Source organism: Microcoleus sp. N9_B4 (assembly GCF_036701635.1).
Taxonomy (GTDB): Bacteria; Cyanobacteriota; Cyanobacteriia; order Cyanobacteriales; family Microcoleaceae; genus Microcoleus.
Genome location: NZ_JAUBRC010000057.1, coordinates 26815 through 39747 on the forward strand (window position 1 = coordinate 26815; position 12933 = coordinate 39747).

General features: G+C 45.8%; 13 protein-coding genes. 3 read left to right on the top strand and 10 right to left on the bottom strand.

The features are described 5' to 3' along the window. Positions 1-393 precede the first annotated feature (393 nt). Positions 394-2352 (top strand): calcium-binding protein, encoded by a 1959-nt coding sequence (locus tag QUA43_RS26705; protein ID WP_333378079.1) that lies wholly within the window; start codon positions 394-396, stop codon positions 2350-2352. A 416-nt stretch (positions 2353-2768) separates the two neighbouring features. Further along, positions 2769-3023, top strand: coding sequence for a DUF4926 domain-containing protein (locus tag QUA43_RS26710; RefSeq protein ID WP_333331756.1), 255 nt, complete (start codon positions 2769-2771; stop codon positions 3021-3023). A 271-nt stretch (positions 3024-3294) separates the two neighbouring features. On the opposite strand, the gene QUA43_RS26715 is transcribed toward QUA43_RS26710, so the two are convergent. From QUA43_RS26715 to petN, 4 genes are all read right to left on the bottom strand, one after another. Next, positions 3295-3483: a CsbD family protein gene (locus tag QUA43_RS26715; RefSeq protein ID WP_333048102.1), complete on the bottom strand. Its 189-nt coding sequence runs from the start codon at positions 3481-3483 to the stop codon at positions 3295-3297. A gap of 85 nt (positions 3484-3568) precedes the next feature. Continuing rightward, positions 3569-3811 carry a DUF167 domain-containing protein gene (locus QUA43_RS26720; RefSeq protein ID WP_333378081.1) on the bottom strand — a complete coding sequence of 81 codons (243 nt, stop codon included), beginning with the start codon at positions 3809-3811 and terminating at the stop codon, positions 3569-3571. Further along, a complete protein-coding gene (locus tag QUA43_RS26725) occupies positions 3808-4407 on the bottom strand; it encodes a DJ-1/PfpI family protein (protein WP_333378083.1) in 600 nt (199 codons plus the stop codon). The genes QUA43_RS26720 and QUA43_RS26725 overlap by 4 nt, the downstream gene beginning before the upstream one ends. Before the next feature lie 91 nt (positions 4408-4498). Next, a complete protein-coding gene (gene petN, locus QUA43_RS26730) occupies positions 4499-4588 on the bottom strand; it encodes a cytochrome b6-f complex subunit PetN (RefSeq protein WP_071883976.1) in 90 nt (29 codons plus the stop codon). 82 nt (positions 4589-4670) lie between these two features. Between petN and QUA43_RS26735 the strand changes: the two genes are divergently transcribed. Beyond that, a complete protein-coding gene (locus QUA43_RS26735) occupies positions 4671-5168 on the top strand; it encodes a hypothetical protein (RefSeq protein WP_333378085.1) in 498 nt (165 codons plus the stop codon). Positions 5169-5211: 43 nt separating this feature from the next. Here the strand turns inward: QUA43_RS26735 and QUA43_RS26740 are convergent, their stop codons facing one another. The 6 genes from QUA43_RS26740 to QUA43_RS26765 form a co-directional block, all read right to left on the bottom strand. Then, positions 5212-5916 (bottom strand): SDR family oxidoreductase, encoded by a 705-nt coding sequence (locus QUA43_RS26740; protein WP_333378088.1) that lies wholly within the window; start codon positions 5914-5916, stop codon positions 5212-5214. 163 nt (positions 5917-6079) lie between these two features. Beyond that, a complete protein-coding gene (locus tag QUA43_RS26745; protein ID WP_333378090.1) occupies positions 6080-6691 on the bottom strand; it encodes a methyltransferase domain-containing protein in 612 nt (203 codons plus the stop codon). Positions 6692-6926: 235 nt separating this feature from the next. Further along, on the bottom strand, positions 6927-7970 hold the full coding sequence (bioB, locus tag QUA43_RS26750; RefSeq protein ID WP_333378093.1) for a biotin synthase BioB: 1044 nt from the start codon (positions 7968-7970) through the stop codon (positions 6927-6929). A 17-nt stretch (positions 7971-7987) separates the two neighbouring features. After that, a complete protein-coding gene (gene bioA / locus QUA43_RS26755; RefSeq protein ID WP_333378096.1) occupies positions 7988-9292 on the bottom strand; it encodes an adenosylmethionine--8-amino-7-oxononanoate transaminase in 1305 nt (434 codons plus the stop codon). Between the two features lie 214 nt (positions 9293-9506). Continuing rightward, the gene (locus QUA43_RS26760; RefSeq protein WP_333378099.1) at positions 9507-10919 is read right to left on the bottom strand and encodes an adenylate/guanylate cyclase domain-containing protein; all 1413 of its coding nucleotides are present in this window, start codon (positions 10917-10919) and stop codon (positions 9507-9509) included. Positions 10920-11170: 251 nt separating this feature from the next. Then, positions 11171-12640, bottom strand: coding sequence for an adenylate/guanylate cyclase domain-containing protein (locus QUA43_RS26765; RefSeq protein ID WP_333378101.1), 1470 nt, complete (start codon positions 12638-12640; stop codon positions 11171-11173). Positions 12641-12933 lie beyond the last annotated feature (293 nt).

Consider the following 12933-nt stretch of genomic DNA (forward strand, 5'->3'; position numbering starts at 1 on the left):
ATTGCCACAAAGCCTTGTTACCAAGTAACAAATCTCCCAATTTTCCTTGTCTTCCCGATCACCCAGATCTGCCTTTTTTAATCTTTAATTTCCTCCCCCGGACGCGATCCCCGACCGCCAACCCAGAATGGAACATTAAGAATATGAGCCGCGTCTTGTAGAGCGTGAGCACCTGAAACAGTGCACCAGGATTATTAAAGGGTGAAGACTTTGAAAATAAAAGCTTACAAGCAAAAAATCCGCGAGGGAGAAAGTCTAGACAGGGTTAACGCCAGTAGGCTAGACTTGCGGCTGGCAAACAGGTTAAACTACAGCGGAATCCAAACATTCGGTGTTCTAGGCAGTGTCTGTAGTCGCACCAGCGATGACCAACAAGTAGAGGAGTGAAGCTTTATGACAACGTTAGATGACAACCCTAATCAACTAGATTTAAACCTTCCGGGGCTAGGCCCGGATACAGTATTCGCCGGAGCAGGGGCGGATTTCGTTAGAACTTCCACCCTGGGCGGCAGCTTAATATTTGGCCAAGCCGATAACGATACTCTGATTTCAGTTGGCCCGAACGATACCATATACGGCGGCGAGGACGAAGATTCAATCAGATCTCAGCGGACTCCGGCTTTGCTGTTTGGCGACGCAGGCAATGACACCATAGTCGCTGAAGCCCGCGCTAGCCTGTACGGCGGTTTGGGAGAAGACTTCCTCCAAGGTACTGTCGAAGCTAACCTCATGTTTGGTAATGAGGGCGAAGATACGATGCTGGGAGGGGCGCAGAGAAGAGACTCCCTCTACGGCGGTAAGGGCAATGACGCGATCGGCTTCTTCATCGCAGGCGGTGGCAACAACCTCTCTTTACCTGGTGGCTTGGCTATTGGCTTCGCTGGCAATGAAGGCAGCAACTACTTGCGGGGTGATTTGGGCGACGACTTGGTTGTAGGTATCAATGTAAGAGACAGTCTCTTTGGCGGTAAAGACAAGGACACCCTAATAGGTGTGGCCAGCAGCAGCTACCTGTCCGGCGATCTAGACGACGACATCTTATTCATTACCAACAGTACCCAAACCGTCTCATTTTTTGGCTCCTCGGTCAACATCGCTGTCGGCGTTGAGAGAACCACCTTGCTTGGCGGTGCGGGGAACGATATTCTATCTGGGGGTTACGGCGGCGATGCTAACAGCGGCAAAAACTTCTTAGACGGCGGTGACGACAACGACACCATAACTGTTTATGCCTCTCAGGATACCGCTCTTGGAGGTGCCGGCAATGACTTCATTACATCGTCTACGGCTACGATACCCGGAGTGTTGAGTTCAGGCGGTCGGAGCTTGCTCGACGGCGGGACGGGCAACGACACGATCGTTGCAGCTTTTGCGACTGATACAATGATCGGCGGCGAAGGCAACGACAGCCTGAGCGGTACCTTTACTAACGCAGCCGGTGGAGATGGCAACGATACTATCAATGCTACCAAGGCCATTTTTGCTGGTACTGGTACTGCTTTGATTACTCTAGAGGGCGGGCTGGGCAACGATTCCTTAATTGGCTACACCAATCCTACTACTGGCATCGGCAGCAGCTTCACTGTCACCAACCTCATGAACGGTGGCGAGGGAAGTGACACCATTATCTTTGGTACCGCGCGCGATCGCCTGATTGGCAACGTTGCGGGTAACGACTTCATCTCCTACGCTAGCGGCGTCAGCTTTGCCGGTCTTACAGCGCCAAACGTGATTACTGATAACTTAGGCAGCAACTTCATTATTGGTGGCAACGGCACTGATGTGATCACTACTGGTAACGGGGATGACATCCTGTTCGGCGACTCATTCAATGCTACCGACTCCCTCGGAGGAGCCGGAGACGATACCTTAAATTCCGGCGCCGGAAACGACACCATGCTGGGCGGCTTTGGTAACGACTATTTGATCGGGGGTGACGGTAACGACTCTCTCGGCGGCGGGCCTGGTGCTGACACCCTGATTGGCGGATCGGGTAATGACAGCTTCTACTACAACAACTTCGGCGAGGGCGCCGTGGGTACTAACGTAGACCAAATCGGCGATTTTACGGTCAGCCAAGACAAGTTTGTCTTGCAGTTCAACGGCTTCAACGGCTTGAATGCAGCACCGAATAGTAATCAACCTGCTTTTGAGCAATTCTTGCAGATTAACTCGGCTTACAACAACACGGGGAATCCTCTGGGGTCTGCGTCAAGCTCGTTAATCTTCTACGAAATTAATACTGGCCGTCTAGGATACGACCCAGACGGTGCTGGCGGAAACGCGGGCGTGACGCTGGCAATCTTGAACAATAACCCGCGCATCAGTGCTTCTGATATTGTGCTGATTTAATTGAGACTGGAAAAGGATGCGGGAGGTTTTGAAACAGCCGCCCCACCAATTCTAAAAATTTGATCTGCTTTATTTCGAGCTGGGGATATCAATCCCTAGCTTTTTTATTGGCATGGGGCCTGGGGAATTGGGCCCAAAAGTAGAATCTGTAGGGGCGGGTTCACCGATAAATTTTGCCACCCACCAATAATCTTGATAAACCCGCCCCCACCCAACGAATAACCCCGATCGACCATAGTCGCCCAACCGTTAAATTTAATTAATGGGGAATTGAGCCTTTATAGCATGGGGAATTGAGCCGAAAAGTAGAATCTGTAGGGGCGGGTTCACCTATGAATTTTGCCACCCATCAATAATCTCGATAAACCCGCCCCCCAACTCAAAGACGATACCAGTCAAAAAGTGAGGTAAAAACAATGAAAACAATTAAAGACCTAGATATTGTTGCTTTAACTGAAGATTTAGAAGCAACCCATTTTGAAACAAAACAAATCATTAAATTATATAAAGGACAAGTAGGAACAGTTGTGATGGAATTTGATGGCAGTGCTTTTGAAGTAGAATTTTCTCATCAAGATGGCACAACTTATGCAATGGAAACAATTCCAGCCACAAAATTAATGCTTTTGCATTATGAATTACTAGAATCTATAGGGGCGGTTCGCCGATGAATTTTGCCACGCACCAATAATGTTGATAAACCCGTTCCCGCCCAACAAAGAACCCCGATTAAGCATCGTCGCTCAACCGTTAAATTCAATTAATTCGGAATTTTGGGCTGGGTGGGGCGGGTTTATGAGATGGTTAGTTTTGGGCAATTATGGTTGGTAAAACCCGCTCATACATATTGGTACAAATGATTTAGGCTGATTATAAAAAAAATCCCGCAAACGATATGTTTGCGGGATTTAGTAGGCAGGAAACTTATAGCGAATACTGTTACTAAGCTCGGTCTACAATCTCTTTTGCTTTATCTTTGAGGTCTTCTTTCAGGTGTATTGCTGATGCTTGGTCCTGCTTGGCTTGACCTTCTAATTTATCTTTCTGATTGCCTGTAACTTCGCTAACAGCTTCTTGGATTTTGCCTTCAATATTCTTCGCTGTTGCTTCGACTCTATTTTCAATGCTCATAATTTTATATTCTAACTCTACAACTACTAATATATGATTTTAAAGTTGAGTCTGTATCTCTCTTTAGATAGATTTGTTATTACCTTTATTTCTCAGTTACAGGTTCGATTGGAATTTCCACAAATTTGTTTCGGGAGGAAAAACCGGATTGAATGCCGATCGCAGATTTCGGCACTTTAAACTTTTTAGCCAACAGCATGATTAATTCTTGATTTGCTTTACCATCAACGGGCGGGGACTTGAGATGTACTGTGAGGCTGCCGTCGGGTTGTTCTGCGATGCTTTGCTGTTTGGAATTCGGTTTAACTTTGACTGTGAAAATAGTCATACTTCGACTTTCTCTGAATGTTCGATCTTCGTTCCCAAAACTTTCAGAAATTCAGCCAGCCAGTTAGGATGTGCTGGCCACGCGGGGGCTGTAATTAAGTTGCCATCGACTACGGCTTCGGTAACGGGAACTTCTGTATATTTGCCGCCGGCCCGGAGTACGTCGGGGCTGCAAGCGGGGTATGCGGTGCAGCGTTTGCCTTCGAGTACGCCTGCTGCAGTTAGAACTTGCAAGCCGTGACAAATAGATGCGATCGGCTTTTTGCTGTTGGCAAAGTAGCGGGTAATTTGCAGGACTTGTTCGTTGAGGCGGATGTATTCTGGGGCGCGTCCTCCGGGGATCATCAAAGCATCGTAGTCGGCCGGGTTGATTTCGTCAAAAGTGGCATTTAAAGTGAAGTTGTGACCGGGTTTTTCGCTGTAAGTTTGATCGCCTTCAAAGTCGTGAATTGCGGTGCGAATTGTTTGGCCTGCAGCTTTTTCCGGGCAGACGGCGTGGACGGTGTGACCTACCATTTGCAGTGCTTGGAAGGGAACCATTACTTCGTAGTCTTCTACAAAGTCGCCGACTAACATTAATATTTTTTTACCTGTCATGTTGACAACTCCTGTTATTTTGATTGGGTTAAATAGGATTATAAAAAATGCGGGGCAGTTAAAAAGCCTGCCCCGCAAGCTATTCTGGAATCTAGAAACCGTTGCGTCCCCAAATGACCATTGAAATTGAGAAGGAGAACAGAACTAGCACCGAAACCCAACCGAGTGACAAAATATCCATAGCTATTTATTGAACAAACTGTACAAAGTGACTTCAACCCTTATGATAAGTCAATTTGAGCCATTTTTGAAATGAGGGCGCTGTGAAGGATTCGTCAAATTTTAGTGCGGCTGAACGGGTAGAATCTTTGAAGGCAGGGAGTGTTGCTGCTTTTTCTTGTTTGCTGGCTTTTGGGGCGATCGCCCTTGGTAATAGCTTAATTCTAGCGGATAGGTTGGATTCTCTGGCGAGTTTGCAGGTAAGGGAATTTGACCTAAATTTTGCCTTGAGAGGGACGATCGCACTTTTGGGCGGTTTTTTGTTCGGCGTGACTTACCGCTATGCGATTCGCCGAGATGTTAACCCGCAGCTTAAATCGGGCGTGGTGTTGGCTTTTGGGTTGGTGCGGGCTTTTGGACAGTGGGATGCGGGATTGTTTTTTGATGCCGGACTTTCTTTTGAGGCGGGCAAGATGCCCGCCCTACAGGAGTTATTGCCGTTTGCGGTTCGCGGTGTCGAGAGTGTAGTATTGTTTGCGATCGCGGGTTTGGTTTTGGATTGGGCGATCGGGCGATCGTGGATTAAGCCTTTCGATTCTTGAAATTTGCCCTGGGAGTGGGGGCGGGTTTACGAGATGATCCGTCTTAGGCCGAGATTGTTGGTAAAACCCGCCCCTCCAGGTTTAATACCTCAAATTCTGGATTGCCATAAACCATCTGTTTATCTACCGCCGACAAAACTTTATTGTTAGCAGCCTCAGAAACTAAACACTGACAAACTAGCTGCGCTACATCTGCCCGGTGGATCGTTCCAGAAACTCGACAATCTTCTGTTAAAATACCGTTGCCTGTTGCAGGTTCCGATTTGAGTCCGCCGGGACGAATCACTGTATAAATCATCCCGCTGGCTATCAAATGATTTTCGGCTTTTTCCTTTTCAATTAACACCGGGCGCAAAGTTTCTAAAGCTTGGGGCGGCAAAGCAGCGGCACTGTTACCGCTACCGATCGATGAAACTAAAATAAATTTTTGCACGCCTGCTTTGACAGCCGCATCAATCAAGTTTTTGTTGCCCAAATAATCGGCTCTTTCCCTATCTTTGGGCAAGCCGCCAATTGTGCTGATTACGGCATGAATTGGCTCACCGCCAGCCATCGCCGCTTCCATAGCTGCTGCATCCAAAGCATCGCCAGTCACGACTTTGATGCCCATTGCTTCTAATTCGGTGCTGGTTGCGGGCGATCGCAAAAGTGCAGTTACTTGCATATTTTGTGCTAGCAGACATTTCGCGATTTCTAAGCCGACTCCTCGACTAGCACCAGCTAAAAAAATGTGGAATTTCTCTGTCATATCAATTTTGATTTAAGGCGTTCACAAATTGGTTTTTTTGAATATAGATTATACAACAATCCTCTGTCAATTGGTGAATGAGTTTTTTTATTTAACCGCAGAGGGCGCAGAGGGCGCAGAGGGGAATGATTGGCACTTACCGATTGCCTATTTCCAATTTACGTTAGATTTTTTTGCCCACCATTACTACCCAAGATTGAGCTTCGCGGGGTAAGCCGGGTGGGCGATAGTAGTGATTGACAATTGCAAATCCTGTTTGTTCTAAACAAGGCGCTAAAGTATGATATTCCCATCCGGCAGTATAGCGTTTTCCCGTTGGTCTCTCGTCGTATCCTTCCCAATTTCCCCGACACATTGACATGACAATTGCACCGTTAACAACTAAGGCTTTGTGCAAATCTTGCAGCACTTTCACCATCTCGTCGCTGGGAACGTGAATCAGGGAAGCATTGGCAAAAATACCGTCAAATTCGGCTTTTGGCAAGTCGAGATTCAGAAAAGATTGTTGCCAAACTTCGCATCCCGATAACTTCTTTGCTATTTCTACAAAAGCTGGAGTTGCATCTAAGCCTACAACTGTGTGTCCTTGGCTCTTGAAGGCTACTAAATCTCGTCCCGGCCCGCATCCTATATCGAGAATTTTACCGGGATTGCGGGGCATGGCAGCCGTCAATGCGGATCGATTTTGGGATACGTCGTGATGCCAAGTTCCTTCTCGGAAAGATTCGGCAGTTAGCTGGTATTCTGCGATCGTAATTTCTTCGCGTTTGTCCACAATTTCCCCCTCTTGTATGATTTTAGATTTTAGATTTTAGATTTTAGATTGAAGAATGTCAACCGTAGAATAAGGGTTTATGGCTACAATCTAAGAACTTGCTGCTGACGCATTTGCTACCTCAGAAACCCGGTTTCTATCCGCCCATGCGTAAGCGTGAAGTAGAGATATTGGGTAGGGACACGGCACGGCCGTGTCCTACTCTATTTCATCCGATTGAAAACTACTATAATTGTTAAACAACCAGGGTTTTTTGTTCGGATTTGGTAACTGCTGAATCAACTTCTAAGAGAGAACCTTCGGGGGATTCGATCGCAAATCCTGCATCTCGAATCATATCCCAATCTTGATTGGCGCTTTGTCCGGGAGTAGTCAGATAATCGCCCACAAAAATAGAATTAGCTGCGTAGAGTCCCAGGGGTTGTAAGGAACGCAAATGCACTTCCCGTCCCCCAGCAATCCGAATTTCTTGACTGGGAAGCAAAAATCGGAACAAACAGAGAATTCGCAAACATTGGCGGGGAGTTAACCTGTTCACATCTGCAAATGGCGTACCGGGAATCGGAATGAAAAAGTTGACCGGCACGCTAGTAACGCCCAACTTGCGAAGCGAAAGCGCTAAATCGATCGCATCATCATCCGATTCGCCCATCCCCAAAATTCCGCCGGAACAAGTTGTGATTCCCGCTGCTTTTACGTGTTCGACGGTTTCCACCCGATCGCCAAAAGTGTGAGTCGTGCAAATGTCGGTGTGATATGATTCGGAAGTATTGAGATTGTGATTTACGCGATCGACTCCAGCCTTTGCCAAACGGTGAGTTTGCTCCTCGCTCAACAATCCCAAACAAGCGCAGATTTTCAGGTTATAATTTGCCTTCACAGTCTCAACAGCATCCAAAACGCGATCGAAAGTAGATGCGCTAGGTTGGCGGCCAGAAATCACCAAACAAAACGTACCAGCTTTTAAATCTGCTGCGCGTTGGGCGGCATCCAGAATTTTCTCCTTAGCTAAAAGCGGATATTTCTCAATTTCCGCAGTCGAAATTTTTGACTGAGAACAATAATGGCAATCTTCAGGACAAAGGCCACTTTGAGCATTTAACAAATAGTGCAGCCTGACTCGGTTTCCCCAGTAGTGGCGGCGCACCCGATAAGCTGCATTTAGTTGTTCCAGCAAAACCTCATCCGGTGCGCGCAATACGGCTAAAGATTGCTCGCGAGAGAGACATTTGCCCGCCAGCGCGTCGTCAGCCAAATCGTTCCAATTGGGTAAATTCATTACTAAAATTAAAGGGTTTACAGAGTATCCAAAACCTGACGAATCACCCGATAAATCGATTCTAGTTCATCAGGAGAAATGCAGTAGGGAGGCATCAAGTAAAGCGTATTTCCCAAGGGGCGGAGCAAAAACCCCGCTTCGAGAAATCTGGCTTTCAATACAGGAGCAATGTCATTAAAATAACCGGAAACGCTTTCGGTTTTCACATCCATTGCTGCGATGGTGCCACAAGTCCGAATCCGTTCTAGTTTAGGATGATTTCTCAGCCATTGATTCAGATATTTGTGGTGCAGTTTTTCCATCCCTTGATAAACATTTGGGTTTTGCTCCAAAAGCTCCAAAGATGCTACACCCACCGCACAAGCTAACGGATTTCCGGTGTAAGAATGACCGTGATAAAAAGCTTTGTCCGATTCATCTCGCCAGAAAGCTTGATAAATATCCTCCGAAGCCATTGTGACAGAAAGTGGCAAGCAGCCACCAGACAATCCCTTAGACAAACACATGATATCCGGTGCAGTTCCAGATTTAACCGAGGCAAACAGTTCGCCCGTGCGGCCAAAACCAGTCATTACTTCATCGTAAATCAACAATACATTATACTGACGGGCCATTTGTGCGATCGCCCGCAAAAACTCAGGGCGGCACATTCGCATTCCCCCAGCACCTTGCACCAAAGGCTCAATAAAAATGCCCGCACAGCCGCCCTGCTGCAACAAAAACTCCAATTTATCCAAACTCTCCGCCTCCTTGCTTTCCACCTCCGCATCGCCGTCAAAAGTCGCAGGAAAAGGCACAACATCCCCAGGAAACATTAAAGGCGCAAAAGGTTCCCACCACAGCGAACTTCTGCCAGCAGACATCGCGCCCACAGTATCACCGTGATAACCTCCCTCAAAACTAATAAAGCTAGTGCGGTTAGTTTCTCCGACATTTAGCCAATATTGAAAAGCCATTTTCAGAGCAACTTCAACAGCAGTCGAACCATTATCCGAAAAAAAGATTCGCGTCAAAGAATCAGGCGTGTGACCGATTAATTTATCAGCAAGTTTCTGGGCGGGTTCGTGAGTAAATCCCGCAAAAATTACGTGTTCTAAAGTTTGAGCTTGTTTGTAAAGAGCCTCAGCCAGAACCGGATGGCTGTGTCCGTGAATCGTCACCCACCAACTAGAAATGCAGTCAAGAATTTGCCGCCCGTCTGCTAATTCCAGCACCGATCCTTTGCCGCGAATTACCTTCAGCGGCGGGGCAGCCGTTTTCATTTGCGTGAAGGGCTGCCAAATCGGTGAAATTGAAGAATTATGTTCCTGATTCGCAGTCATTTTTGCCCATGTCACTAATATTAACCTACATTTTAATATAGCAATAATAACTCCCTTGTAAACTTTTTATTTTGTCTTCCTTCTTCTTCTCTTCCTTCGTGTCCTTCGCGTCTTCGCGGTTCGTTAAAAAAAATCTAGTTTGGTATTGAGGGCGGCTGCCCTGCAACATCTGCCGCCATATTAGGTATTCCCGGGCGATAGTTAAAATTGTCAGTTACAATTTTCTGCCTTTCAGGAAATAAGTCGTCATAGATCCTTTGCCTTTAACATTAATTTTACCGCGCTTTTCCAACAAATACTTATCGCACAGCAACTCATAAGTTGAGTTACTAACTTGAATTTTACCCGGAAGCCCCTGAGATTCCATGCGGCTTGCTGTATTCACAGCATCTCCCCACAAATCGTAAATAAACTTTTTAGTGCCGATGACACCTGCTACAACAGGCCCAGTATTAATGCCAATGCGGATATTGATAGGTTTACCGCATTCGTCGCGGAATTTCATAATTTCTTGCTGCATTTCCAGGGCCATTTCGGCAATAGATTCGGCGTGATTTGTACAGGGAAGTGGCAAACCGCCTGCTACCATATAATTGTCGCCGATAGTCTTAATTTTTTCTAAGCCATATTGTTCGCTTAAGCGATCGAAAGCTGAAAATATTTTGTTAAGTAATTCTACTAATTCTTCAGGAGATGTGCGCGAAGATATTTCGGTAAATCCCACAATGTCAGCAAACAAAACCGTAACCTCAGAAAATCCGTCCGCAATATTTATCTGACCTTGTTTTAGGCGATCGGCAATCATGACCGGTAATATATTTAGTAATAAACGTTCCGACTTTTCTTGTTCGGCGCGCAATACTTCCTCAGCTTGTTTCCGCTGTGCAATTTCCTTGTATACTCGGTGAAACATTTGATTGAATGCGACCATGAGTTCTCCCAACTCGTCATCGCGCTTGACAGACAGAGAGTAGAAATCAGGTTGTTCTCGATCTTTGCTCAAAGCGTCTCCAGCAGCGATCAAGTCATCGCGCAATCTCAAGATAGGTGAAATTACTGTCACCCCTAAAAAAAACATAGTCACAGAAGTGACAAAGGCTGATATAATGATGACTAGAACCGCAATCCGCCCGATAAATGCGTAGAGTTCCGGTTGAACGGTGGAAGCATCGTGGCGAACAATTAAGATGTAATCGCCTCCCAAATGTCGCTCCGTCCAAGCAATATCGTAGCGCTTACCATCGAAATTGTGATTGTGAACTATACGAGCTTTTTTTAGTTGCTTTAAACTGATTTCTGGGGGTTCGCCAAGTGTATATATTAGCTCACCGTTAGCTTGGTAAATAGATACTCCTAACACTACTTGAGAATCCTTAGTAATATTTTTTACTTCTTCTTGCAAGAAAGTGCGATCGGAAATATCTTGTTGCAGCAAAAACTCTAGGGAATCAACAGTCGCCCGAGATACCTGTTCCAGTTGGCTTAAAAGTTCATTTTCTCGCCGAAAATAAGAGGGAACTAAAATAATTCCCTCTATGACAAGAATGCTAGCAAATACCCACAAAGCTATTTGCCTAGACAAGCGAGATTGGAAAAATTTCCAGAATGATAAAATCGGCAAGGGCATAAAATTTACTATTTGGCAAATGGCGAGTTTAGGGAATAGAAAAAAAACCGGGTTTCTGGTAATCAATTTTGGGTGTGTCAACGAAGCAACCGCGCAGAAACCGGGTTTCTCACATCCCCTGTGTAATTCCTGTAATTTTCAGTAGTCAACAGCCAGCACCCCTTAACTGTTAGTTCTTGGCTGACGACTAACAACGAATGGCTGATGACTTCGGACTAACTAGCAGACCCCTTAATAATATAATAAACAAATTAAACCGAAACTGCGCTGACTAACCTGCCTGCAAGCAGATAAGTATTCATATCGCCTTTGCCTTTGATGTGGATAATTCCTCTGTCTTCAAACCGATACTTATTTTGTAAGATATCGTAAGTTGATTGTGAGACTTGAATCGCGCCGGCAATCCCGTGGGATTCCATGCGGGCTGCTGTATTGACGGCATCGCCCCAGAGGTCGTAAATGAATTTTTTAGTGCCAATAACCCCCGCAATTGCAGGCCCGGTATTGATGCCGATGCGAATGTTAATTCCTGCATGATGTTTGGCATTAAATTTTGCTAATTCCTCCTGCATATCTAAGGCCATTTCCGCAATGCTTTCGGCGTGGTTGGTGCTGGGATTTGGCAAACCTCCCACTACCATGTAAGCATCTCCAATTGTTTTGATTTTTTCCAACCCATACTTTTCCGTCAAACCATCGAAGGCTGAAAAAATTTCGTTGAGGAACTTGAGCAATTCTTCGGGAGATATTTGTGCTGAAAGCACGGTAAATCCTACGATATCTGCAAACAAAATCGTGACTTCTGCGAAGCCATCAGCAATACTGCTTTGACCGTCTTTTAGCTTAGCAGCAATGGATTCCGGTAAAATATTGAGCAGCAGGCGATCGCACTTTTCCTGTTCTTTTACCAATTCTACATTAGTTTCTTGCAATTGTGCCGTCCGTTCCCTGACGCGCTGTTCTAATTGTTTAGCATTTTGGCGCAACCTGCTGATAGATAAAGTTAATCCTGTCACCCCTAAAATTGAAAGTCCTGCTAACAGTAAAAACAGGTATTTCAGTTCGCTGCGAGTATTTTGAGTGATGGTATCGAGAGGTTGAGTAATTTCTAATATCCCCCGTACATCTCCCACTTTCCAATCAGTTTTAGGACTGTAGGGGTTAGTATTGTGACAGTCCACACAGCTAGGAGTTAGAATATCCGCCTCGGCATATCGAAAGGCTGGTTTGCCGCGAAAATCCTCACGTCTAAAAAACTTTTGTGTCGGATTTTGCGTCAAATACGTAATAGCTTGCCGTTCAAAATCGTCTCTGGCTCCGCCTTCTTTTCGCCGCCAGGGAAACGGGTAGTCGCTGTAGAGACGAAGTGATACTTCGGGATTTTTGTTGGTAATTTGGTTTCCCAGTTCTATTAAGAAAGTGGCCGGTACGGGAACTGTTACTTTTGTCGGGTTGTAGTCGTGGGTAAAGTTAATCGCTTTAGTGGCGTTGAGAGGATTGACAACATCGGAACTGTAAAGGGTGCGGGCTTCTTTAACTGCTTGGGCATAGAGGGTGGCATTTTGGAGGGCTTGCGATTCAATTAGGGTGGAGGAAAGACGAGACATATGTGCCATCGCGACTCCTACACCTACACAAAATAAAATTGTCACCGCAAGGAGAATTCGCTTGTAAATTAATTGGCTGATGGCAGCCCGAATTCGAGAAATCAACTGGCGCATGGTATCCTCAAGTGTGAGGTTTAATCTTGATGGGAATTTATGCACTACTAACATAACACTGGTTGTTCAGACTGTTTTGCTGGCGTCCGGGGTAAAGCAAGACTCTCTGAGCGCAACCGAGGGTTAATTATTGTTTACCGCGAGTGTTTCGCTTATCCGTAAGAATACGCATAACTTTATTGTGGTTTTCTGTGGAGTGAAGTACAGATGATCGAGTAACCCACATTCCGCAGATGTGGGTGGAATTTTTTTATCAGTTGTAAAAAGTGGGAACCCCAAAGTTTTTCCGTTGA